Genomic DNA, 22,059 nt, shown 5'->3' on the forward strand with positions numbered 1-22,059 from the left:
TAGGAGCACAGCATGACCAACAAGATCATCCAGCAGCTCGAAGCCGAGCAGATGAGCAAGGAAATCCCGACCTTCGCACCAGGCGACACCGTTGTCGTTCAGGTTAAAGTGAAGGAAGGTGAGCGTTCCCGTCTGCAGGCGTTCGAAGGCGTCGTTATCGCCAAGCGTAACCGCGGTCTGAACAGCGCCTTCACCGTGCGCAAGATCTCCAGCGGCGTTGGCGTAGAGCGTACCTTCCAGACCTACAGCCCGCAAATCGACAGCCTGGCCGTGAAACGTCGTGGTGACGTGCGTAAAGCCAAGCTGTACTACCTGCGCGACCTGTCCGGCAAAGCCGCTCGCATCAAGGAAAAACTGTCCTGAGTGCAGTTTGCCCGGTGGCCGAGGCCGCCTAGCGAGAAAAAAGCAGCCTTCGGGCTGCTTTTTTGCGTTTTGACCCCCGAAGATGTGATTGCCATGACTACCCGAGAGCAGGAAATCCTGCGCCGCACCGAGCTGTCGGTGACCCGCGTGACCAAGGCGGTGTTCCCCAACACCACCAACCACCACAACACCCTGTTCGGCGGCACCGCCCTGGCCTGGATGGACGAAGTGTCGTTCATTGCTGCCACGCGCTTCTGCCGCCTGCCACTGGTGACCGTGTCCACTGACCGCATCGACTTCAAGCACCCGATCCCGGCGGGCTCGATCGTCGAGCTGGTGGGGACGGTCATCAAGGTGGGTAATACCAGCTTGCAGGTGCAGGTGGATGTGTTCGTCGAGAACATGTACCTGGATGGGCGCGAGCGAGCGATTCACGGGGTGTTCAGCTTCGTCGCCATCGACGAGGACAAGCGGCCGGTGCCGGTTATGCCCCAGGCCTGAGCCCATCCTGGGCCTGACGCGGCCCCTGTAGGAGCGGCCTTGTGTCGCGATGGGCTGCACAGCAGCCCCAAGATGGTACAGCCCTTGGAATCCTGGGGCTGCTGTGCAGCCCATCGCGACACAAGGCCGCTCCTACAAGGCCCGCGTCAGCTGCCCAAGCCCCTGATTGGGCACGACAACTTGTCAGCTGCTGTGAAACACTAGCCCCACCTCCAACACCCAGCAGCCCCGAATGCCCGCCCTAGACCACCCCCTGATCGACCAGTTCCTCGACGCCCTGTGGCTTGAAAAGGGCCTGTCCGACAACACCCGCATGTCCTACCGCAGCGATCTGGCCCTGTTCAACGGTTGGCTGCAGGAACACGGCGTCAGCTTGCCCGATGCCGGCCGCGACCTGATTCTCGACCACCTGGCCTGGCGCCTCGACCAAGGCTACAAGCCGCGCTCCACGGCACGCTTCCTGTCCGGCCTGCGCGGTTTCTTCCGCTACCTGCTGCGGGAAAAACTGGTGGCCATCGACCCGACCCTGCAAGTCGACATGCCGCAACTGGGCAAGCCGCTGCCCAAGTCGTTGTCCGAAGCCGACGTCGAAGCCTTGCTGCAGGCCCCGGACCTGAGCGAAGCCATTGGCCAGCGTGACCGCGCCATGCTCGAAGTTCTCTACGCCTGCGGCCTGCGGGTCACCGAACTGGTCAGCCTGGCCCTCGACCAGGTCAACCTGCGCCAAGGCGTGCTGCGGGTGATGGGCAAGGGCAGCAAGGAGCGCCTGGTGCCCATGGGCGAAGAGGCGGTGCTTTGGTTGCAGCGCTACCTGCGCGATGGCCGCGCCGAACTGCTCAATGGCCGCCCCAGCGATGTCTTGTTCCCCAGCCAGCGTGGCGATCAGATGACCCGCCAGACCTTCTGGCATCGCATCAAGCACCATGCCCGGGTCGCCGGTATCGACAAACCGCTGTCGCCGCATACCCTGCGCCATGCCTTCGCTACTCATCTGCTCAACCATGGTGCCGACCTGCGCGTGGTGCAGATGCTGCTGGGCCATAGTGACCTTTCGACCACGCAGATCTACACCCATGTCGCCAAGGCCCGCCTGCAGCAATTGCATGCCCAGCACCACCCGCGTGGATGAATGTTTTTCATGTTCCGCCGACCGGTCCTTGCAAGGCCCTTCACTGGCGGTGTGATGTGGTAGGCTTGAGCGGTTTGCACCAAGGGCCGCACGGTCACCGCGTATTTTCCGCAGGTGGCGCCCTCCGGCCCCTGTCCGCCTTCAGGAGTTCCCATGCGCGTGACCCAGTTTTTCGCCGCCGCCGCGTTGGCGCTGGCCAGTACCTTTGCCGCTGCCGCGGCAACCGATAGCAATGCTGCTGCCGAGCAGGCCATCCGTAAGTCATTGCAGAACCTCGAGCTGGAAGTGCCCGTCGAAAGCGTGGCCAGCAGCCCGGTCAGCGGCCTGTATGAAGTCAAGCTGCAGGGCGGCCGCGTGCTGTATGCCAGCGGCGACGGCCAGTTCGTGATGCAGGGCTACCTGTTCCAGATCCAGGACGGCAAGCCGGTCAACCTCACCGAGAAGACCGAGCGCCTGGGCATTGCCAAGCTCATCAACGGCATTCCAGCCGCCGAGATGGTGGTTTATCCTGCCAAAGGCGAGACCAAGTCGCACATCACCGTGTTCACCGACACCACCTGCCCGTACTGCCACAAGCTGCACGCCGAGGTGCCCGAGCTCAACCGCCGCGGTATCGAAGTGCGCTATGTCGCCTTCCCGCGTCAGGGCCTCGGTTCGTCGGGTGACCAGCAGTTGCAGGCTGTCTGGTGTTCCAGCGACCGCCGTGCGGCGATGGACAAGATGGTCGAGGGTGAGGAAATCAAGGCCGCCAAGTGCGCCAACCCGGTCAGCAAGCAGTTCCAGCTGGGCCAGTCGATCGGCGTCAACGGCACGCCGGCGATCGTCCTTGAAAGCGGCCAGGTCATTCCGGGCTACCAGCCGGCACCTCAGGTCGCCAAGCTGGCACTGGCCAAGTAATCCAATTCAGTACGCCGTCGTCATGGGGTGACGGCATGTTTCACGGTCGGCATAGGTGTCGGCCGTTCAATGGGGAGTTCACAGTGAAACCGGTCAAAGTAGGCATCTGTGGGTTGGGGACCGTCGGTGGCGGAACCTTCAATGTACTTCAGCGCAACGCCGAGGAGATCGCCCGCCGTGCCGGGCGCGGTATTGAAGTGGCACAGATTGCCATGCGCTCGCAGAACCCGAACTGCCAGATTACCGGTACCCCCATTACCGCTGATGTGTTCGAAGTTGCGAGCAACCCGGAGATCGACATTGTCATCGAGCTGATCGGTGGCTACACCGTGGCCCGCGAACTGGTGCTCAAGGCCATCGAAAACGGCAAGCACGTGGTCACCGCCAACAAGGCGCTGATTGCCGTGCACGGCAACGAAATCTTCGCCAAGGCCCGCGAGAAGGGCGTGATCGTCGCCTTCGAAGCGGCCGTGGCCGGCGGCATCCCGGTGATCAAGGCCATCCGCGAAGGCCTGTCGGCCAACCACATCAACTGGCTGGCCGGCATCATTAACGGCACCGGCAACTTCATCCTCACCGAAATGCGTGAGAAGGGCCGCGCCTTCCCGGACGTGCTGGCCGAAGCCCAGGCGCTGGGTTACGCCGAAGCCGACCCGACCTTCGACGTTGAAGGCATCGATGCCGCGCACAAGTTGACCATCCTGGCCTCGATCGCTTTCGGCATCCCGCTGCAATTCGACAAGGCCTACACCGAAGGCATCACCCAGCTGACCACTGCTGACGTGAACTATGCCGAGGCCCTGGGCTACCGCATCAAGCACCTGGGTGTGGCCCGCCGCACTGCCGAAGGTATCGAGCTGCGCGTACACCCGACGCTGATCCCGGCCGACCGCCTGATCGCCAACGTCAACGGCGTGATGAACGCCGTCATGGTCAACGGCGACGCTGCCGGCTCCACCCTGTACTACGGCGCCGGTGCCGGCATGGAGCCTACCGCTTCGTCGGTGGTCGGTGATCTGGTGGATGTGGTCCGTGCCATGACCTCCGACCCGGAAAACCGCGTACCGCACCTGGCCTTCCAGCCGGATTCGCTGTCGGCCCACCCGATCCTGCCGATCGAAGCCTGCGAAAGTGCCTACTACCTGCGCATCCAGGCCAAGGATCACCCTGGCGTACTGGCCCAGGTGGCCAGCATCCTCTCGGAGCGTGGCATCAACATCGAGTCGATCATGCAGAAGGAAGCCGAGGAACAGGACGGCCTGGTGCCGATGATCCTGCTGACCCATCGCGTGGTCGAGCAGCGCATCAACGACGCCATCGTCGCCCTGGAAGCCCTGCAGGACGTCATCGGCAAGGTCGTGCGCATTCGCGTCGAGCAGCTCAACTAACAATAGTGCCGTGGGGCCGCCAGCGCGGCCCCGGCCCCAGTATCGAAGGTTTGCACCCATGCGCTATATCAGTACCCGCGGCCAGGCTCCGGCCCTCAATTTCGAAGACGTCCTGCTGGCTGGCCTGGCCAGCGACGGCGGCCTGTACGTCCCGGAAAACCTGCCACGCTTCACCCAGGAAGAAATCGCCTCGTGGGCTGGCCTGCCGTACCACGAACTTGCTTTCCGGGTGATGCGCCCGTTCGTCGAAGGCAGCATCGCCGACGCCGACTTCAAGAAGATCCTCGAGGAAACCTACGGCGAGTTCGCCCACGCCGCGGTTGCCCCGCTGCGTCAATTGAACAGCAACGAGTGGGTGCTGGAGCTGTTCCACGGCCCGACCCTGGCGTTCAAGGACTTCGCCCTGCAACTGCTCGGCCGCCTGCTGGACCACGTGCTGGCCAAGCGCAACGAGCGCGTGGTGATCATCGGCGCCACCAGTGGTGACACCGGTTCCGCCGCCATCGAAGGTTGCCGCCGTTGCGACAACGTCGACATCTTCATCCTGCACCCGCACCAGCGCGTGTCGGAAGTGCAGCGCCGGCAAATGACCACCATCTTCGGCGACAACATCCACAACATCGCCATCGAAGGCAACTTCGACGACTGCCAGGAAATGGTCAAGGCCAGCTTCGCCGACCAGTCGTTCCTCAAGGGCACCCGCCTGGTTGCGGTCAACTCGATCAACTGGGCGCGGATCATGGCCCAGATCGTCTACTACTTCCACGCTGCCCTGCAGCTGGGTGGCCCGGCGCGTTCCGTGGCGTTCTCGGTGCCGACCGGCAACTTCGGCGACATCTTCGCCGGCTACCTGGCACGTAACATGGGCCTGCCGGTCAGCCAGCTGATCGTCGCCACCAACCGCAACGACATCCTGCACCGCTTCATGAGCGGCAACCAGTACGTCAAGGAAACTTTGCACGCGACCCTGTCGCCGTCGATGGACATCATGGTCTCGTCCAACTTCGAGCGCCTGCTGTTCGACCTGCACGGCCGCAACGGCGGCGCCATTGCCGAGCTGATGGCCAACTTCAAGCAAGGTGGCGGCTTCAGCGTCGAGCAAGACCGCTGGACCGAAGCGCGCAAGCTGTTCGACTCGCTGGCAGTGAGCGACGAGCAGACCTGCGAAACCATCGCCGAAGTGTTCGCCGCTACCGGCGAAGTGCTCGACCCGCACACCGCTATCGGCGTCAAGGCCGCCCGCGAGTGCCGCCGCAGCCTGGACACGCCGATGGTGGTGCTGGGCACCGCGCACCCGGTCAAGTTCCCGGAAGCGGTGGAGAAGGCCGGTGTTGGCAAGGCGCTGGAGCTGCCAGCGCACCTCAGCGACCTGTTCAGCCGTGAAGAGCGTTGCACGGTGCTGGCCAATGACCTGAAGGCCGTGCAGGGCTTTGTCAGCCAGCATGGTAACCGCGGCAAGCCTTTGTAAGCATCGGGGCCGCACTACGGCCCATCGCTGGCAAGCCAGCTCCCACCCCGACCGCATAGACCCAAGGTCATGTGCAATCCCTGTGGGAGCTGGCTTGTCGGCGATGGGCTGCGGAGCAGCCCTAATTATCCGAATCTTCCCACTGCTCCATCAGAAACATCCTATTCAGGCCGCCCAGCGCAACGCCTAAATTAGCCGGTCCTCCCATCAGGAGCGGCTCATGCACCAGCCCTACGTGTTGATCCACCAGGCTCGCCCATCCCATCAGATCCTCCTGCACCAGGCCCTCAACGCTCAGGGCATGTTCCATGTGCGCATCAGCGAAACCAGTGCAGACCTCGACGCCTGCCTGAACGCCGATCACCGCCCCGATCTGCTGATCCTTGACCACGCCATGCCAACCCGGGCCGGCCTTGCCTTGCTCGAACAGCAGCACCGAACTCGTGCTTTGCTGTTCGTCGGCCAGGCTACCCCCAAGCGCCGCAACCTTGCCCAAGAGGCCAGAAACCGGGGCCTGTGGGTGCTCGCGGAACTGTCCTGGCCACTGTCGATGCCATGCCTGCAGCGAGCTCTGCAGGCACTGCAGGTGCGCCCGTGGCGGCGTATTCAAACTGTCACGTCCGCCCCGCATGCTCACTGAAGCAGCCGCGGTGTAACGAACTTTCCGCTGCGTCTGTTGGTCAGTTCCTCTATATCCCACCACGCAGCGAGTGATCCGGATGGAAAGAATCTGCAGACTGCTCAACGAAGCCCTGACCCCCTATCAGACCCACCTCGGCGTCGCCGATGCCCAGGGTAATCGCCAACTGACCGTTCATGACCGCCTCGCCGGCATCACCTTGCGGCGCACGGTGAGCGAACGCCAGTTGCAGGAACAACGCCTGTTGGTCGACCTGGTGGATGGCCTTCACCGTGACCTGCAGATCGCCGAAGGGCGTTTGCAGCCCTGTGTGATCGCGGCATTGCAGCAGCGTCAGCAACCCCATGGAACCTTTGCCTGAGTGGTTTATCAGACACTGTAGGGGCAGCCTGGCCAGTGCTTTGCTCCGGCGCTGGCAAGGCTGTCACGGGAAGCCCCCAAGGGCTTTCGCTTGGCCCCGGGCGTGTTTCCCCAGCGCCCGGGGTTTCTTTTCTTGGGGGGCAGGCACATGTCCTTGTAGGAGCGGCCTTGTGTCGCGATGGGCCGCAAAGCGGCCCCGGCAATCTTTGCGGCGAAGCTGAAAATGTGGGGCCACTACGCGCCCCATCGCGACACAAGGCCGCTCCTACAGGGGCCGATCGGGCAGCTAGTGGTCTTCGAAGAAGCGCTTGCTCTCTTCCAGGTAGTCTTCCTGCAACGCCGGGTCCAGCCAGCGTGCATACAACCCCGGCAACACATCCCGACGCAGGGCAGGCAGCAGCTGGTCGATGTGCGCAATGGCTTCACGCCCCAGCTCGCTGTTTGAACAGCCCACATGCAGAAACTGGTAGCGGTTTACCCCTTTCACAGGGTGAAACTGGTAGTCAGCCAGCGCCCCGCCTTGCAGGTCGACCAGGTAGCGCACCTCGGGCCAGTAGCCGAGCACCATGCGCAGGCGCCCGAGCTGTTGCATCTGCAGCAGGTTGGCGGTGGCGTCGTTGCCGTAGTGGCGGCTGAACGCGGTGTCGGGCAACTGGCGCAGGATGGCGTCGATCTGTGTGCCATAGCTGCGCTCGGCGACAACACCCAGCTTCAGTGGGGTCTTGCTCAGCAGGTTGAGCAGGTCTACCTCCTGGCCGTCGAGGTAAGGCGCCACCAGCGCCTCGCTGTCCTTGCGCAGCACCAGGCCGCCACTGAGCACGCCCAGGGAAGGCACGGAAAACCTCACATATTCGGCGCGTTCCGGCGTCCACAGCAGGGTCGGGTCGCAGGTGAAACTTTTCGGGTCCTGCAGCATCTGGATGCCGCGGGCGCGGTTGACCCGCAGGATGCTGTGGTCGTACTCGGGCATCTGCCTGATCAGCAGGGGCAGCAACTGGTCGATCACCCCTTGGCCTTTTTCCGGCCCTTCCAGAATGGTAAACGGCGGCAGGTCGCGCACCAGCCAGAAGAGGCGCTCCTTGGCGCTGGCAGGCTGCAACAGCAATGCGGGCAGCAGCCCGCACAGCAGGGCCAGGTGGCGTAGGCAACGGGCAGCGCGCATGGACCAGGGCCGCGCCAGGGTCAGACCGTGCCTGCTTCGCGCAGGCTGGCGATGGCCGCCGCGTCGTAGCCCAGGTTGCCGAGCAGTGCCTCGGTGTGTTCGCCCAGCGCCGGGCCTACCCACTCGGTAGAGCCGGGGGTGTCCGACAGCTTGGGCACGATCCCCGGCATGCGGAATGGCTTGCCGTCCGGCAGCTTGGCCTGCAGGAACATTTCGCGTGCCAGGTACTGCGGGTCATTGAACATGTCCTCGGCCGAATAGATGCGGCTGGCCGGTACTTCGGCGGCGTTCAGCACCTGTATCAGTTGCTCCAGCGGCAGGCTGTTGGCCCAGCGGTCGATTACCCCGTACAGCTCGTCACGGCGCAGGTCGCGGCCATCGTTGGTGGCCAGGGTCGGGTCGTCGGCCAGGTCGGTGCGGCCAATGGCTTGCATGAAGCGCTTGAAGATCGCATCGCCGTTGGCGCCGATCTGTACATGCTTGCCGTCGGCGCTGGTGTGAATGGAGGAGGGCGTGATGCCTGGCATGATGTTGCCGGTACGTTCGCGGATAAAGCCGAACACATCGAACTCCGGGACCATGCTTTCCATCATGGCGAAGATCGCTTCGTACAGGGCCACGTCCACCACCTGGCCCTGGCCGCCGTTGACTTCCCGGTGTCGCAGCGCCATCAGTGCACCGATCACACCCCACAGGGCAGCAATCGAGTCACCGATGGAAATACCCGTGCGCACCGGTGGGCGGTCGTCGAAGCCGGTGATGTAGCGCAGGCCGCCCATCGACTCGCCCACGGCGCCGAAGCCCGGCTGGTCCTTCATCGGCCCGGTCTGGCCGAAGCCCGACAGGCGCACCATTACCAGGCGCGGGTTGAGCGCGTGCAGCACGTCCCAACCCAGGCCGAGTTTTTCCAGCACGCCCGGGCGGAAGTTCTCGATCAGGATGTCGGCGTCGGCCAGCAGGCGTTTTAGAATCTCGCGGCCCTCTGGGTGCTTGAGGTTGAGGGTGAGCGACTGCTTGTTGCGGGCCTGCACGAACCACCACAGCGAAGTGCCCTCGTACAGCTTGCGCCATTTGCGCAACGGGTCGCCGCCATCGGGCGATTCGACCTTGATCACCTCGGCGCCGAATTCGGCACAGATACGCGAGGCGAACGGGCCAGCGATGAGGGTGCCGAGTTCGACAACCTTGAGACCGGCGAGGGGTTTGCTGGGCGTAGTCATGGGGCATCCGTGGCAGCTGGGCAGATGCGTGGTTTTATCATAGGTCCGAAGCGGCAGATACTGCTGCGGGGCAACGAAGGGCAGTATCGGTTAGACTGTGTCACTTTTTCTCTGCGCAAGAAGCCCGTCGACCATGGCCCAGCCGTCCACCACCTACAAATTCGAACTGAACCTGACCGACCTCGACCGCGGCGTGTACGAAAACGTCCGTCAAACCATTGCCCGCCACCCTTCGGAAACCGAAGAACGCATGGCCGTACGCTTGCTGGCCTACGCCCTCTGGTACAACGAAAACCTGTCGTTCGGCCGTGGCCTGTCCGACGTGGACGAGGCGGCGCTGTGGGAAAAGAGCCTGGACGATCGCATCCTGCACTGGATCGAAGTAGGCCAGCCGGACGCCGACCGACTGACCTGGTGCTCGCGCCGCACCGAGCGTACCAGCCTGCTGGCCTACGGCAGCCTGCGCGTATGGCAGAACAAGGTTGTAGACGCGGTCAAGGGGCTGAAGAACCTGAGCATTGCCGCTGTGCCGCAGGAGGTGCTGGAAACTCTCTCCACCGACATGCCCCGCACCATCAAGTGGGACGTGATGATCAGTGAGGGCACCTTGTTCGTCACCGACGACCGTGGCCAGCACGAAGTGCAGCTGGACTGGCTGCTTGGTGAGCGCGGCTGAAGCACCCCATGCGTATCGAACCTCGCCCGCTGCCGCCGACCCTGCCATTCCTGGGTAACCTGCCACCCTTGCTGACCCGCCTGTACGCCGCGCGCGGCGTGCAGAGCGAGGCCGAGCTGGACAAAAGCCTCGCGCGCCTGCTGCCGTACCAGCAGCTCAAGGGCATCGAGGCCGGCGTGGATCTGCTGGTCGAGGCTATCGACCAGCGCCAGCGCATCCTCATCGTCGGCGACTTCGATGCCGACGGCGCCACTGCCAGTACTGTCGGCGTGCTGGGCCTGCGCCTGCTGGGCGCGGCCCACGTCGACTACCTTGTGCCCAACCGCTTCGAATACGGCTACGGCCTGACCCCGGAAATCGTCGAGGTGGCGCTGCAACGCCAGCCGCAGCTGCTGATCACCGTGGACAACGGCATTTCCAGCGTCGAGGGTGTGGCTGCTGCCAAAGCCGCCGGGCTCAAGGTGCTGGTCACCGACCACCACCTGCCGGGCGCGGAGTTGCCCGACGCCGACGCCATCATCAACCCCAACCAGCCGGGCTGCAGTTTCCCGAGCAAGGCGCTGGCCGGGGTAGGGGTGATCTTCTACGTGCTGATGGCCCTGCGTGCGCGCCTGCGCAGCCTGGGGCGCTACGAAACGCAGCCGCAGCCGAACATCGGCGAATTGCTCGACCTGGTTGCCCTGGGCAGCGTCGCCGACGTGGTGCCATTGGATGCCAACAACCGCATCCTGGTGCACCAGGGCCTCGAACGCATTCGTGCCGGCCGCGCCCGACCGGGGCTGAAGGCCATTCTTGAAGTGGCCCGTCGCGATCACCGGCGTATCACCTCGACCGACCTCGGCTTCATCCTCGGCCCGCGGCTGAACGCTGCCGGGCGCCTGGACGACATGAGCCTGGGCATCGAATGCCTGCTGTGTGAAGACGCGGCCCTGGCCCAGGACATGGCCCAGCAGCTGGACGACCTGAACCAGGACCGCAAGTCCATCGAACAGGGCATGCAGCGCGAGGCCCTGGCCCAGCTCAAGGACCTGCCTGTCGAGTCGATGCCATATGGCCTGTGCCTGTTCGATGCCGACTGGCACCAGGGGGTAATCGGTATTCTGGCTTCGCGCCTGAAGGAGCGTTACCACCGGCCGACCATCGCTTTCGCCGACGCTGGCGAGGGCATGCTCAAAGGGTCGGCGCGTTCGGTGCCGGGGTTCCATATTCGCGATGCGCTGGATGCCGTGGCGGCGCGCCACCCGCAACTGATCAGCAAGTTCGGCGGCCACGCGATGGCGGCGGGGTTGTCTTTGCCCGAGGCCAATTTCCCGGCATTTGCCGAGGCGTTCGATGAAGAAGTGCGACGCCAGCTGCGCGAAGAGGACCTGACCGGTCGGCTGTTGTCCGACGGCAGCCTGGCGGTGGAGGAGTTCCACCTCGACCTGGCCAAGGCCCTGCGCCATGCCGGGCCCTGGGGGCAGCACTTCCCCGAGCCGCTGTTCCATGGCGTGTTCCAGCTGGTGGAGCAACGCGTGGTGGGCGAGCGGCACCTGAAGGTGGTGCTCAAGAGCGAGTGCGGCTCGGTGCGGCTGGACGGCATTGCCTTTGGCATTGACCGCGAAGTGTGGCCGAACCCGACGGTGCGTTGGGTCGAGTTGGCGTACAAGCTGGATGTGAACGAGTTCCGTGGCAACGAAAGTGTGCAGTTGATGATTGCCCACATGGAGCCGCGCTGACTGCAAGTACTGCGGCTTCCGCAACTCTGTAGGTATGGCACAAGGCCTTGATGCCAGGTGAGGATCCCTGTGGGAGCGGGCATGCCCGCGAACACCGGCGAAGCCGGTGCCATCCACTGAGTCGCCTTCTTCGCGGGCACGCCCGCTCGCACAGGGTCAGCGCCGCGCTTGAGGCTTGCACCGTACCTGTAGGAGCGGGCATGCCCGCGAACACCGGCAGAGCCGGTGCCAGCCACCGAGTCGCCTTCTTCGCGGGCACGCCCGCTCCCACATGGCCTGAGCCGGGCTCAAGGCTTGCGCTGTACCTGTGGGCTGGCGAATGGCTGATTGACCGCCTCTCCGATTCCACACGAAGGGTGGCAGTTGTACGCGGTGTGGAATCCAGGCTACGAGTAGACCCGGTAGGCTTTGCGGCCTTCCGCGCACAACTGCCATGACGACAGCTACTCGGTAATTGATCGGGATTCCACCCCCGGCCGCTGAATGCCAGCGACCAGCAAAGGCTAGAGAGTCGGGATTCCAGTAACAATCAGACGCGAGTCGACAGGACTTGTAGGTTATTTCCTCAGCCTAGGCTTCACCAGATCTGGGCCGTAAGGGATATCTGAAACTCTGATCAGACATGGCGCTGGTAACGCAGAGCCGTTCAACCTCTACCAAATCCCATGGAACCTCCCCCCCAACCATTCTGGTCTAGTCTGAAGTTATGACCGGACCTGGGCCAGGGACGTGCAATTGAGTGTCCGGGCCGGATCACCATTGGAGTCCTTGGGAGGTGCCCTCATGAGCCTGCTGCTCGAGCCTTACACCCTGCGTCAGCTGACCCTGCCCAACCGCATCGCCGTTTCGCCGATGTGCCAGTATTCCGCCGTCGATGGCCTGGCCAATGATTGGCACCTTGTCCATTTAGGCAGCCGCGCCGTGGGTGGCGCTGGCCTGGTAATCACTGAAGCCGTGGCGGTGACCGCGGATGGTCGCATCACCGCTGAAGACCTCGGCCTGTGGGACGACGCTCAGATCGCCCCGCTGCAACGCATCACCCGTTTCATCACCGCCCAGGGGAGCGTGCCCGGCATCCAGCTGGCTCACGCCGGGCGCAAGGCCAGCACCTATCGCCCATGGCTGGGCAAGCAAGGCAGCGTCAAGCTCGAGGAGGGCGGCTGGCAACCGGTGGGCCCGTCGAAAATCGCCTTCGACCCGCAACACACGACGCCGCATGAGTTGAACCACAATGAGATTCAGGCTGTGATCGCCGCCTTTGTCGCCTCGACCGAGCGCGCCCTGAAGGCCGGTTTCAAGGTGGTCGAGATCCACGCCGCCCATGGCTACCTGTTGCACCAGTTCCTGTCGCCGCTGAGCAACCAGCGTCGCGACGAATACGGCAGTTGCTTCGAAAACCGCATCCGCCTGACCCTGCAGGTGGTCGAGGCCGTGCGCAAGGTCTGGCCTGCCGAGTTACCGCTGTTCGTGCGGGTATCGGCGACCGACTGGGTCGAGGACGGCTGGAACCCGGATGAAACCGTCGAACTGGCCCGCCGCCTGCGTGGTTTGGGCGTCGACCTGATCGACGTGTCCTCCGGCGGCACCTCGGTCAACGCCGAAATCCCCACCGGCCCGGGCTACCAGACGCGCTTCGCCGAGCGTGTGCGCAAGGAATCGGAAATCGCCACCGGCACCGTGGGCATGATCACCGAACCGGCCCAGGCCGAGCACATTCTGCGCACTGGCCAGGCCGACATCATCTTCCTCGCCCGCGAATTGCTGCGCGACCCGTACTGGCCGCTGCACGCCGACGACGACCTGGGCGGCAACAAAGCTACCTGGCCGGCGCAATACCAGCGCGCCACCAGCCGGGCCAACCCGATTCACGAGTCGGACCTGCGGGATTGACCTGACCCAAGCATTGCGCGGTCGTTGTAGGAGCGGCCTTGTGTCGCGAAAGGGCTGCGAAGCGGCCCCAGGTTTCCAGCTCCGCCGCTGATATTGCCGGGGCCGCTTTGCGGCCCTTTCGCGACACAAGGCCGCTCCTACACGGTATTGCACTGCCTTTGAATGCGGTGCGGCATCTGTGGGAGCGGGCATGCCCGCGAAGAAGGCGACTCGGTGTATGGCACCGGCTTTGCCGGTGTTCGCGGGTGAACCCGCTCCCACAGAGGTCGCGCAAAATCAGGCGTTGATACTTACTCCTGTTCTATTGGCTACTTTGCAGGAAAGCTCCTGGACTGAGGTGCCGGTCTCAGCCCAGGCATTACCCTCAATGTTTGATCATCACATGCCGCACACAGGTGTAGTCCTCCAGCCCATACATCGACATGTCCTTGCCATACCCCGAATGCTTCTGCCCGCCATGGGGCATTTCGCTGACCAGCATGAAGTGGGTGTTCACCCAGGTGCAGCCATACTGCAGGCGCGCCGCCAGGCGGTGGGCGCGGCCGGTGTCGCGGGTCCATACCGATGAGGCCAGGCCGTAGTTGGAGTCGTTGGCCCATTCCAGCGCCTGCGCTTCGTCGTTGAAGCGGGTCACCGACACTACCGGGCCGAACACTTCATTACGCACGATTTCGTCGTCCTGCAGGGCGTCGGCCAGTACGGTCGGTTCGAAGAAGAAACCGTCGCCCTCGATCGCCTTGCCACCGGTCACCAGGCGAATGTGCGGTTGGGCGATGGCCCGTTGCACCAGCCCTGCGACCTTGTCGCGGTGCTGGGCACTGATCAGTGGCCCCAGTTCGGTGTCCTCGGCTTCCTGCAGGCCCGGTTTGAGGCTGGCCACCGCGGCCCCCAGGCGTTCGACGAAACGCTCGTAGATGCCATCCTGCACGTACAGCCGACAGGCGGCGGTGCAGTCCTGGCCGGCGTTATAGAAGCCGAAGGTACGGATGCCGTCGATGGCGGCATCAATGTCGGCATCGTCGAACACCAGCACCGGGGCCTTGCCGCCCAGTTCCATGTGCATGCGTTTCACGCTGTCGGCGGTGGCGCTGATGATGTGAGCACCGGTGGGGATCGAGCCGGTCAGCGACACCATGCGCACCTTGGGGTGGTTGACCAGCGGGTTGCCGACCGTCTGGCCACGGCCGAAGAGGATGTTCAGCACCCCCGGTGGCAGCAGGTCCCGGGTCAGTTCGCCAAGGCGCAGGGCGGTCAGCGGGGTCAGCTCGGAGGGCTTGATCACCACCGTGTTGCCGGCAGCCAGGGCCGGGGCGATCTTCCACGCCAGCATCATCAACGGGTAGTTCCACGGCGCGATCGAGGCCACCACGCCCAGCGGGTCGCGGCGGATCATCGAAGTATGGCCCGGCAGGTACTCGCCAGCTGCCGAGCCGCCCAGGCAGCGCGCCGCACCGGCGAAGTAGCGGAACACGTCGGCAATTGCCGGGATCTCGTCATTCAGCGCAGCGCTCAGCGGCTTGCCGCAGTTCTGCGATTCCAGTCGGGCCAGTTCATCGCCATGGGCTTCGATAGCGTCGGCCAGTGCCAGCAAGGCTTGCGAGCGTTCCTTGGGGCTGGTTTGCGACCAGCTGTCGAAGGCCTGGTCGGCGGCGCGCACGGCGCTGTCCACCTGGGCCTCGCTGGCTTCGTTGATCTGCGCCAGGGCACTGCCCAGCGCCGGATTGAGCACGGTCCAGGCCGGGCCTTCGCCAGCGACCAGTTGGCCATTGATTAGCATCTGCGTTTGCATCGGGGACTCCTCCAGGGTCATTTGCCGCTGCCCGCGACGCTTTCGCCGCCACGGGTCAGGTAATAGGCGCCAAGTATCGGCAGCATGGTCACCAGCATCACCAGCATGGCGACCACGTTGGTCACCGGCACGTCGCGCGGGCGGCTGAGCTGGTTGAGCAGCCAGATCGGCAGGGTGCGTTCGTGGCCGGCAGTGAAGGTGGTGACGATGATTTCGTCGAACGACAGGGCAAAGGCCAGCATGCCACCGGCCAGCAGCGCCGAACCGAGGTTGGGCAGGATGATGTAGCGGAAGGTTTGCCAACCGTCGGCACCGAGGTCCATCGAAGCTTCGATCAGGCTCTGCGAAGTGCGCCGCAGGCGGGCGATCACGTTGTTGTAGACGATCACCACGCAGAACGTGGCGTGGCCGACCACGATGGTGAACACGCCGGGCTCGATCCCCAGGCTCTTGAACGCCGAGAGCAGGGCGATGCCGGTAATGATGCCAGGCAGGGCAATAGGCAATATCAGCATCAGCGAAATGCTCTCCTTGCCGAAAAAGCTGCGCCTGTACAGCGCCGCCGAGGCCAGCGTGCCGAGCACCAGGGCGATCAGCGTGGCCAGGCAGGCCACCTGCAGCGACAGCTTTATCGCTTCCAGCACATCGGGCCGGGCAAAGGCCACGGCGAACCACTTCAGGGTTAAGCCCTTGGGCGGGAAGCTGAATGCCGCGTCTTCGGTGTTGAAGGCGTACAGGAAGATGATCAGGATCGGGAAGTGCAGGAACAGCAATCCGCCCCAGGCCGCCAGGCGCAGCCCGGTCGAGGCTTTTTCAGAGTGCATCGAAGGCCCCCAGTCGCTTGACGATGGACAGGTACACCGCGATCAGCACGATCGGCACCAGGGTGAACGCGGCGGCCATCGGCATGTTGCCGATCGCCCCTTGCTGGGCATAGACCATGCTGCCGATGAAATAGCCGGGCGGGCCGATCAGCTGCGGCACGATGAAGTCGCCCAGGGTCAGCGAGAAGGTGAAGATCGAGCCGGCGGCGATGCCCGGGATCGACAGCGGCAGGATCACCTGCACGAAGGTTTGGCCGGGCCTGGCGCCCAGGTCTGCCGAGGCTTGCAGCAGCGACGGCGGCAAGCGTTCCAGCGAGGCCTGGATCGGCAGGATCATGAACGGCAGCCAGATGTACACGAACACCATGAAGCGCCCCAGGTGCGAAGTCGACAGCGTGCTGCCGCCCACGCCCGGCACCGTCAGCACCATTTGCAGCAGGGCATCCAGGTGCAGTTGCTGGGCGAACCACTGGGCCACGCCGCCCTTGGCCAGCAGCAGGGTCCAGGCGTAGGTCTTGACGATGTAGCTGGCCCACATCGGCATCATCACTGCGATGTAGAAAAATGCCTTGGTCTTGCCGCTGGTGTAGCGCGCCATGTAGTAGGCGATGGGGAAGGCCAGCACCGCGCTGGCCAGCGACACCGCCAGCGCCATTCCCAGGGTGCGCAGGATGATGTCGAAGTTCGACGGGTTGAACAGCGCGGCGAAATTGCCCAGGGTCAGGTCCGGGGTCACCGCCATGGTGAAGTCGTCGAAGGTATAGAAGCCTTGCCACAGCAGGTTCAGCAGCGAGCCCAGGTAGATCGCGCCGAACCAGGTCAGCGGTGGGATCAGCAGCAGGGCCAGGTACAGGTTGGGGCGCCGGTACAGCAGGTTGGACAGGCCGCGCAGCGTGCTCATGTCAGCGGCCCTCCGTTTCCTGCAGCACTGTCATGGCTTCACGGGGCCAGTGCGCCTGTACCCGTTGCCCTGTTTGCCATGCCTGTGCCTGTGCCTGCGCCTGCCAGCGGTCGTTGGCCTGGCTCACCGCCAGCAGCTGGCCGCCGTCCAGCTGCAGCTCGTAGCGGGTGGCACTGCCCTGGTACTGGATATCGCGCAGCAGGCCGCTGACCTGGACGTGCTGGCTGGCTGTGGCCGGGTCGCCGAGGCGGATGTGTTCGGGGCGGATGGAGAAGGGCGCCGGGCTGCCATTGAGCAACGTGGCCAGTTCGCCACGCACAACGTTGGAGGTGCCGACGAATTCGGCGACGAAGGTGGTGGCCGGCTGCATGTACAGGTTGCGCGGGGTGTCGACCTGCTCGATACGGCCGCGGTTGAATACTGCGACGCGATCGGACATCGACAGCGCCTCGGTCTGGTCGTGGGTGACGAAGATGAAGGTGATACCCAGCTGGCGTTGCAGCTTTTTCAGCTCGCCCTGCATCTGTTCGCGCAACTTCAGGTCCAGCGCGCCAAGCGGCTCGTCCAGCAGCAGTACCCGTGGCCGATTGACCAGCGCGCGGGCCAGGGCCACGCGCTGGCGCTGGCCACCGGACAACTGCGCCGGCTTTCGCGCGCCATAGCCGGCCAGGGCCACCATCGCCAGGGCTTCTTCGGCGCGGCTGTGGCGTTCGGCCTTGGCCACGCCTTTTACCTTCAGGCCGTAGGCGATGTTGTCCAGTACGTTCATGTGCGGGAACAGGGCGTAGTCCTGGAATACGGTGTTGACGTCGCGCTGGTAGGGCGGTACGCCCGCAGCCTCGACACCGTGGATGCGGATCGAACCGCTGGTGGGTTGCTCGAAGCCTGCGATCAGGCGCAGGCAGGTGGTCTTGCCCGAGCCAGAGGGGCCGAGCATGGAGAAGAATTCGCCATCGATGATGTCGATGCTGACCTGGTCGACGGCCTTGACCTCGCCGAAGGTGCGGGAAACCTGGGTGAACTGGACGGCTAGGGGCATAGGCGGTACTCGGTTGTTCTTGTATTGCCAGTGCCGGCCCTATCGCCGGCAAGCCAGCTCCCACAGGTACTGTGCAGGCTTCAAGGCCTATGCGGGCCCTGTGGGAGCCGGCTTGCCGGCGATAGGGCCGGTACAGGTGAAGAAACCCTCAGCGCCCGCCCATGATCGCAATGTAATCCTGGGTCCAGCGGCTATACGGCACGAACTTGCCGCCCTGGGCCTGCGGGGTTTTCCAGAAAGCGATCTTGTCGAAGTTGTCGAAACCGTTGGTCTTGCAGCCCTCGGCCCCCAGCAGCTCGTTGCCGGTGCAGGCCGCCGGCACCGCCGGCAACGAACCGAACCAGGCCGCCACGTCACCCTGTACTTTCGGCTGCAGCGACCAGTCCATCCATTTGTAGGCACAGTTGGGGTGCTTGGCCTCGCTGTGCAGCATGGTGGTGTCGGCCCAGCCGGTCGCGCCTTCTTTGGGAATGGTCGAGGCCACGGGCTGCTTCTCGGCCTTCAGGCCGTTGACCATGTAGCCCCAGGAGCTGGAGGCAACCACGCCTTCGTTTTTCACGTCGCTCATCTGCACCGTGGCGTCATGCCAGTAGCGGTGGATCAGCGGTTGCTGCTGGCGCAGCAGCTCCAGCACGGCCTTGTACTGCGCTTCGCTCAGCTCGTACGGGTCCTGGATGCCCAGCTCCGGTTTGGCCGTCTTCAGGTACAACGCCGCATCGGCGATGTAGATCGGCCCATCGTAGGCCTGCACGCGGCCCTTGTTCGGCTTGCCGTCGGGCAGGTTCTGCGGCTCGAACAGCACACCCCAGGTGGTGGGCGCCTGCTTGAACACGTCGGTGTTGTACAGCAGCACGTTCGGGCCCCATTGGTACGGGGTGCCGTAGACCCGCTTGTCGACCACGTACCAGCCACCGTTCTGCAGCCGTGGGTCGATGTTCTTCCAGTTGGGGATCAAGTCGGTGTTGATCGGCTGTACCCGCTTGCCCGCGATCAGCCGCAGCGAGGCATCGCCCGAGGCGGTGACCAGGTCATAGCCGCCCTTGGTCATCAGGCTGACCATCTCGTCCGAGGTGGCGGCGGTCTTGACGCTGACCTTGCAGCCGGTTTCCTTCTCGAAGCCGGTCACCCAGTCGTAGGCCTTGTCGCTTTCACCGCGCTCGATGTAGCCGGGCCAGGCGACGATGTCCAGGCGGCCCTCGCCGGGCCCCAGGGCCTTGGGCGGTTCGGCAGCCTGCAGGCTGGCGCTGGCCAGCACGGCGCAGGCGGTTGCGCCGAGCAATGCGGTCTTGTGCACTGACATGGTGTTCCCTCTTCTTGGAGATTTTGGTCGGGGCAGTCATCAAGCAAGCCGTGAAGCGAGCGTTATAGGCGTAGTGCGGTTTACGCGCGGTATTGGCGATATCGAGTCTAGTTGGCTTTTTGCCAGCCAATGCAACATCCGGAAGCAAATCCCCCCATGGCGATCGGGCGGGCAGGGCTTAACCTGACGGCTCCCTTGGCCAACGTGGAGACCGTTTGATGAACACCCGGGGATTGCTCGACCAGTTGCTCAAGTCCGGCCAGGACTTGCTCGCCAGCCAGGCCGGCAAGGGCAGCTCTGGCAAGCCAGGCGCCAGTGCCGGCGGCCTTGGCAGCCTGCTTTCCGGTGCCGGTGGCGGCGCCCTGGCGGCGGGCGCCATGGGCTTGCTGCTGGGCAACAAGAAGGCCCGCAAGTATGGCGGCAAGGCCCTTACCTATGGCGGCCTGGCCGCGCTCGGTGTGCTGGCCTACAAGGCCTACGGCAACTGGCAGGCGCGCCAGCAGGTGGCCGCCGCCGAGCCGCAGACCGTCGACCGCCTGCCGCCGGCCCAGGCCGAACTGCACAGCCAGGCGGTGCTGCGGGCGCTGGTGGCGGCGGCTAAGTCAGATGGCCATATCGATGAACGCGAGCGTGCGCTGATCGAGGGTGAATTCACCCGCCTGGACAACGACCGCGAGTTGCAGCACTGGCTGCATGCCGAGCTGAACAAGCCGCTGGACCCGGCCGAAGTGGCCCGTGCCGCGCAAACGCCGGAAATGGCCGCCGAGATGTACCTGGCCAGCGTGATGATGGTCGACCAGGAAAACTTCATGGAGCGCGCCTACCTGGACGAACTGGCCCGCCAGCTGCGCCTGGACCCGGCCCTGCGCCAGGAGCTGGAAAGCCAGGCAAGGCTTGCCGCCGGCCAGTGATGGGGGCTGCGTTGCAGCCCATCGCCGGCAAGCCGGGTCCCACAGGGATCACACATGACCTGAGGTCATGCGGTCGAGGTGGGAGCCTGGCTTGCCGGCGATGGGCCGCACAGCGGCCCCAATGGCGTTGGGCACAAATGACCGGTCTGTCGGCAAGGTTACCTGGTCACCCCACATTTCAGCCGCATGAGCACTGGGCGCCTGGGCTATACTTCGGCGATTTTTCCCGCTCGTTGTGAATTCCTGAGGGCTGAATGTGAAGAACTGGACCTTGCGCCAACGGATCCTGGCAAGTTTCGCCGTGATCATCGCCATCATGCTGCTGATGATCGTGGCCGCCTACTCGCGGTTGGTGACCATCGCATCCGCCGAACAGGCAGTGGGGACCGACAGCATTCCCGGCCTCTACTACAGCTCGATGATCCGCAGTGCCTGGGTCGACGGTTACGTGGCTAGCCAGCAGTTGGTAGGCCTGTCCAACCAGCGTGAATTCACCTCGGCCGATGCGGAACTGTTCAAGAGCTTCCAGGACCGCCTGAAAGAGCACATGGCCAGCTACCAGGGCACCATTCAGGATGATGACGACCAGGCGCGGTTCGACGCCTTCATCCAGATGGAGGTTGCCTACCTCAAGATCATCGAGCAGGTGCTGGAAGCCTATCGAAAGCACGACTATGCCGAAGCCCAGCGGTTGATCACCGATGTGCTGACCCCGGCCTGGGTAGAAGGCCGCAAGCTTCTGAACGAAGTGATCGAGCACAACCGGGCCGCCGCCGACACCGACACCAACGAGATCGTCGGCGCCGTGAGCACCGCCAAGGGCAGCATGATGGTTTCGCTGCTGCTGGCGATCATCGCCGCCGGTATCTGCGGCCTGTTGCTGATGCGCGCCATCACCGCGCCCATGCAACGCATTGTCCATGCCCTCGACAAACTGCGCTCCGGCGACCTGAGCATGCGCCTGAGCCTGGACCGCAAGGACGAGTTCGGCGCCATCGAAAGCGGCTTCAACGAAATGGCCGAGGCCCTGGCCAACCTGGTGGCCCAGGCCCAGCGTTCGTCGGTGCAGGTGACCACCTCGGTGACCGAAATTGCCGCAACCTCCAAGCAACAGCAGGCCACCGCCACCGAAACGGCCGCCACCACCACCGAAATCGGCGCCACCTCGCGGGAAATCGCCGCCACTTCGCGTGACCTGGTGCGCACCATGACCGAAGTCACCTCGGCCGCCGACCAGGCCTCCAGCCTGGCCGGCTCCGGCCAGCAGGGCCTGGCACGCATGGAAGAAACCATGCACCAGGTGATGGGTGCCGCCGACCTGGTCAACGCCAAGCTGGGCATCCTCAACGAAAAGGCCAGCAACATCACCCAGATGGTGGTGACCATTGTCAAGGTTGCCGACCAGACCAACCTGCTGTCGCTCAACGCTGCCATCGAAGCGGAAAAGGCCGGCGAGTACGGCCGGGGCTTTGCCGTGGTGGCCACCGAAGTGCGCCGCCTGGCCGACCAGACCGCCGTTGCCACCTACGACATCGAGCAGATGGTGCGCGAGATCCAGTCGGCGGTGTCGGCCGGGGTCATGGGCATGGACAAGTTTTCCGAAGAAGTGCGCCGCGGCATGTTCGAGGTGCAGCAGGTGGGCGAACAGCTCAGCCAGATCATCCACCAGGTGCAGGCCCTGGCGCCGCGCGTGCTGATGGTCAACGAAGGCATGCAGGCCCAGGCCACCGGTGCCGAGCAGATCAACCAGGCGCTGGCCCAGCTCAGCGATGCCAGCACCCAGACAGTCGAGTCGCTGCGCCAGGCCAGTTTCGCCATCGATGAGCTGAGCCAGGTGGCCGCGGGCCTGCGTGGCGGCGTGTCGCGCTTCAAAGTCTGACCGC

The 22,059-nt window shown here is 64.3% G+C and carries 20 protein-coding genes; 13 read left to right on the forward strand and 7 right to left on the reverse strand.

Features of this window, described 5'->3' with window-relative positions; translation table 11 throughout:
• Nucleotides 1-12: 12 nt before the first annotated feature.
• From rplS to ACK56M_RS06055, 8 genes are all read left to right on the forward strand, one after another.
• Nucleotides 13-363, forward strand: coding sequence for a 50S ribosomal protein L19 (gene rplS, locus ACK56M_RS06020; RefSeq protein ID WP_003252148.1), 351 nt, complete (start codon nucleotides 13-15; stop codon nucleotides 361-363).
• 93 nt (nucleotides 364-456) lie between these two features.
• Complete coding sequence (locus tag ACK56M_RS06025) at nucleotides 457-864, forward strand: acyl-CoA thioesterase (protein ID WP_015269140.1); 408 nt, start codon at nucleotides 457-459, stop codon at nucleotides 862-864.
• 232 nt (nucleotides 865-1,096) lie between these two features.
• Nucleotides 1,097-1,993, forward strand: coding sequence for a site-specific tyrosine recombinase XerD (gene xerD / locus ACK56M_RS06030; RefSeq protein WP_054573207.1), 897 nt, complete (start codon nucleotides 1,097-1,099; stop codon nucleotides 1,991-1,993).
• A 153-nt stretch (nucleotides 1,994-2,146) separates the two neighbouring features.
• Entirely contained in the window at nucleotides 2,147-2,890 is a 744-nt protein-coding gene (locus ACK56M_RS06035) for a DsbC family protein (RefSeq protein WP_003259432.1), read from the forward strand.
• Nucleotides 2,891-2,973: 83 nt separating this feature from the next.
• Nucleotides 2,974-4,278, forward strand: a complete 1,305-nt coding sequence (locus ACK56M_RS06040) for a homoserine dehydrogenase (RefSeq protein ID WP_003259434.1) — start codon at nucleotides 2,974-2,976, stop codon at nucleotides 4,276-4,278.
• A gap of 58 nt (nucleotides 4,279-4,336) precedes the next feature.
• On the forward strand, nucleotides 4,337-5,746 hold the full coding sequence (gene thrC / locus ACK56M_RS06045) for a threonine synthase (RefSeq protein WP_010952565.1): 1,410 nt from the start codon (nucleotides 4,337-4,339) through the stop codon (nucleotides 5,744-5,746).
• Between the two features lie 220 nt (nucleotides 5,747-5,966).
• Nucleotides 5,967-6,386 carry a response regulator gene (locus ACK56M_RS06050; protein ID WP_039612791.1) on the forward strand — a complete coding sequence of 140 codons (420 nt, stop codon included), beginning with the start codon at nucleotides 5,967-5,969 and terminating at the stop codon, nucleotides 6,384-6,386.
• Between the two features lie 79 nt (nucleotides 6,387-6,465).
• Nucleotides 6,466-6,747, forward strand: coding sequence for a DUF3509 domain-containing protein (locus ACK56M_RS06055; protein WP_015269143.1), 282 nt, complete (start codon nucleotides 6,466-6,468; stop codon nucleotides 6,745-6,747).
• 285 nt (nucleotides 6,748-7,032) lie between these two features.
• Here ACK56M_RS06055 and ACK56M_RS06060 read toward each other — a convergent pair whose 3' ends face one another.
• Together ACK56M_RS06060 and ACK56M_RS06065 are read right to left on the reverse strand one after the other, a co-directional pair.
• Complete coding sequence (locus ACK56M_RS06060; RefSeq protein WP_096009942.1) at nucleotides 7,033-7,908, reverse strand: TIGR02285 family protein; 876 nt, start codon at nucleotides 7,906-7,908, stop codon at nucleotides 7,033-7,035.
• A 20-nt stretch (nucleotides 7,909-7,928) separates the two neighbouring features.
• Nucleotides 7,929-9,128 carry a CaiB/BaiF CoA transferase family protein gene (locus ACK56M_RS06065; protein ID WP_096009943.1) on the reverse strand — a complete coding sequence of 400 codons (1,200 nt, stop codon included), beginning with the start codon at nucleotides 9,126-9,128 and terminating at the stop codon, nucleotides 7,929-7,931.
• Nucleotides 9,129-9,261: 133 nt separating this feature from the next.
• Between ACK56M_RS06065 and ACK56M_RS06070 the strand changes: the two genes are divergently transcribed.
• The 3 genes from ACK56M_RS06070 (at nucleotide 9,262) to ACK56M_RS06080 (ending at nucleotide 13,412) form a co-directional block, all read left to right on the forward strand.
• Entirely contained in the window at nucleotides 9,262-9,804 is a 543-nt protein-coding gene (locus ACK56M_RS06070; RefSeq protein WP_217190053.1) for a YaeQ family protein, read from the forward strand.
• Between the two features lie 8 nt (nucleotides 9,805-9,812).
• A complete protein-coding gene (gene recJ, locus ACK56M_RS06075) occupies nucleotides 9,813-11,522 on the forward strand; it encodes a single-stranded-DNA-specific exonuclease RecJ (protein ID WP_015269147.1) in 1,710 nt (569 codons plus the stop codon).
• Nucleotides 11,523-12,305: 783 nt separating this feature from the next.
• The gene (locus tag ACK56M_RS06080; protein ID WP_039612794.1) at nucleotides 12,306-13,412 is read left to right on the forward strand and encodes an NADH:flavin oxidoreductase/NADH oxidase; all 1,107 of its coding nucleotides are present in this window, start codon (nucleotides 12,306-12,308) and stop codon (nucleotides 13,410-13,412) included.
• A 364-nt stretch (nucleotides 13,413-13,776) separates the two neighbouring features.
• Here ACK56M_RS06080 and ACK56M_RS06085 read toward each other — a convergent pair whose 3' ends face one another.
• The 5 genes from ACK56M_RS06085 to ydcS all read right to left on the reverse strand — a co-directional run bounded on the left by ACK56M_RS06085 (nucleotide 13,777) and on the right by ydcS (nucleotide 19,265).
• Nucleotides 13,777-15,201 carry a gamma-aminobutyraldehyde dehydrogenase gene (locus ACK56M_RS06085; protein WP_015269149.1) on the reverse strand — a complete coding sequence of 475 codons (1,425 nt, stop codon included), beginning with the start codon at nucleotides 15,199-15,201 and terminating at the stop codon, nucleotides 13,777-13,779.
• 17 nt (nucleotides 15,202-15,218) lie between these two features.
• Nucleotides 15,219-16,025, reverse strand: a complete 807-nt coding sequence (locus tag ACK56M_RS06090; protein ID WP_015269150.1) for an ABC transporter permease — start codon at nucleotides 16,023-16,025, stop codon at nucleotides 15,219-15,221.
• Nucleotides 16,015-16,926, reverse strand: coding sequence for an ABC transporter permease (locus ACK56M_RS06095; protein WP_015269151.1), 912 nt, complete (start codon nucleotides 16,924-16,926; stop codon nucleotides 16,015-16,017). Before ACK56M_RS06095 ends, ACK56M_RS06090 begins: the two co-directional genes overlap by 11 nt.
• A 1-nt stretch (nucleotide 16,927) precedes the next feature.
• Nucleotides 16,928-17,965 (reverse strand): ABC transporter ATP-binding protein, encoded by a 1,038-nt coding sequence (locus ACK56M_RS06100; RefSeq protein WP_015269152.1) that lies wholly within the window; start codon nucleotides 17,963-17,965, stop codon nucleotides 16,928-16,930.
• A 148-nt stretch (nucleotides 17,966-18,113) separates the two neighbouring features.
• Nucleotides 18,114-19,265, reverse strand: a complete 1,152-nt coding sequence (gene ydcS / locus ACK56M_RS06105) for a putative ABC transporter substrate-binding protein YdcS (protein ID WP_039612798.1) — start codon at nucleotides 19,263-19,265, stop codon at nucleotides 18,114-18,116.
• 218 nt (nucleotides 19,266-19,483) lie between these two features.
• Here ydcS and ACK56M_RS06110 point away from each other — a divergent pair, with 218 nt between their 5' ends.
• Both ACK56M_RS06110 and ACK56M_RS06115 read left to right on the forward strand, forming a co-directional pair.
• Nucleotides 19,484-20,176 (forward strand): tellurite resistance TerB family protein, encoded by a 693-nt coding sequence (locus tag ACK56M_RS06110; RefSeq protein WP_015269154.1) that lies wholly within the window; start codon nucleotides 19,484-19,486, stop codon nucleotides 20,174-20,176.
• A gap of 256 nt (nucleotides 20,177-20,432) precedes the next feature.
• Nucleotides 20,433-22,055, forward strand: coding sequence for a methyl-accepting chemotaxis protein (locus ACK56M_RS06115; RefSeq protein ID WP_015269155.1), 1,623 nt, complete (start codon nucleotides 20,433-20,435; stop codon nucleotides 22,053-22,055).
• The last annotated feature ends 4 nt before the right edge of the window (nucleotides 22,056-22,059 follow it).

Source organism: Pseudomonas sp. s4, assembly GCF_046764235.1.
Classification (GTDB): Bacteria; Pseudomonadota; Gammaproteobacteria; order Pseudomonadales; family Pseudomonadaceae; genus Aquipseudomonas; species Aquipseudomonas asiatica.

Excerpts from the sequence above, each read along its gene's own strand:
- rplS (WP_003252148.1), top strand. The coding sequence starts at position 13 with ATGACCAACAAGATCATCCAGCAGCTCGAAGCCGAGCAGATGAGCAAG.
- ACK56M_RS06025 (WP_015269140.1), top strand. The coding sequence starts at position 457 with ATGACTACCCGAGAGCAGGAAATCCTGCGCCGCACCGAGCTGTCGGTG.
- xerD (WP_054573207.1), top strand. The coding sequence starts at position 1,097 with ATGCCCGCCCTAGACCACCCCCTGATCGACCAGTTCCTCGACGCCCTG.
- ACK56M_RS06035 (WP_003259432.1), top strand. The coding sequence starts at position 2,147 with ATGCGCGTGACCCAGTTTTTCGCCGCCGCCGCGTTGGCGCTGGCCAGT.
- thrC (WP_010952565.1), top strand. The coding sequence starts at position 4,337 with ATGCGCTATATCAGTACCCGCGGCCAGGCTCCGGCCCTCAATTTCGAA.
- ACK56M_RS06050 (WP_039612791.1), top strand. The coding sequence starts at position 5,967 with ATGCACCAGCCCTACGTGTTGATCCACCAGGCTCGCCCATCCCATCAG.
- ACK56M_RS06055 (WP_015269143.1), top strand. The coding sequence starts at position 6,466 with ATGGAAAGAATCTGCAGACTGCTCAACGAAGCCCTGACCCCCTATCAG.
- ACK56M_RS06060 (WP_096009942.1), bottom strand. The coding sequence starts at position 7,908 with ATGCGCGCTGCCCGTTGCCTACGCCACCTGGCCCTGCTGTGCGGGCTG.
- ACK56M_RS06065 (WP_096009943.1), bottom strand. The coding sequence starts at position 9,128 with ATGACTACGCCCAGCAAACCCCTCGCCGGTCTCAAGGTTGTCGAACTC.
- ACK56M_RS06070 (WP_217190053.1), top strand. The coding sequence starts at position 9,262 with ATGGCCCAGCCGTCCACCACCTACAAATTCGAACTGAACCTGACCGAC.
- recJ (WP_015269147.1), top strand. The coding sequence starts at position 9,813 with ATGCGTATCGAACCTCGCCCGCTGCCGCCGACCCTGCCATTCCTGGGT.
- ACK56M_RS06080 (WP_039612794.1), top strand. The coding sequence starts at position 12,306 with ATGAGCCTGCTGCTCGAGCCTTACACCCTGCGTCAGCTGACCCTGCCC.
- ACK56M_RS06085 (WP_015269149.1), bottom strand. The coding sequence starts at position 15,201 with ATGCAAACGCAGATGCTAATCAATGGCCAACTGGTCGCTGGCGAAGGC.
- ACK56M_RS06090 (WP_015269150.1), bottom strand. The coding sequence starts at position 16,025 with ATGCACTCTGAAAAAGCCTCGACCGGGCTGCGCCTGGCGGCCTGGGGC.
- ACK56M_RS06095 (WP_015269151.1), bottom strand. The coding sequence starts at position 16,926 with ATGAGCACGCTGCGCGGCCTGTCCAACCTGCTGTACCGGCGCCCCAAC.
- ACK56M_RS06100 (WP_015269152.1), bottom strand. The coding sequence starts at position 17,965 with ATGCCCCTAGCCGTCCAGTTCACCCAGGTTTCCCGCACCTTCGGCGAG.
- ydcS (WP_039612798.1), bottom strand. The coding sequence starts at position 19,265 with ATGTCAGTGCACAAGACCGCATTGCTCGGCGCAACCGCCTGCGCCGTG.
- ACK56M_RS06110 (WP_015269154.1), top strand. The coding sequence starts at position 19,484 with ATGAACACCCGGGGATTGCTCGACCAGTTGCTCAAGTCCGGCCAGGAC.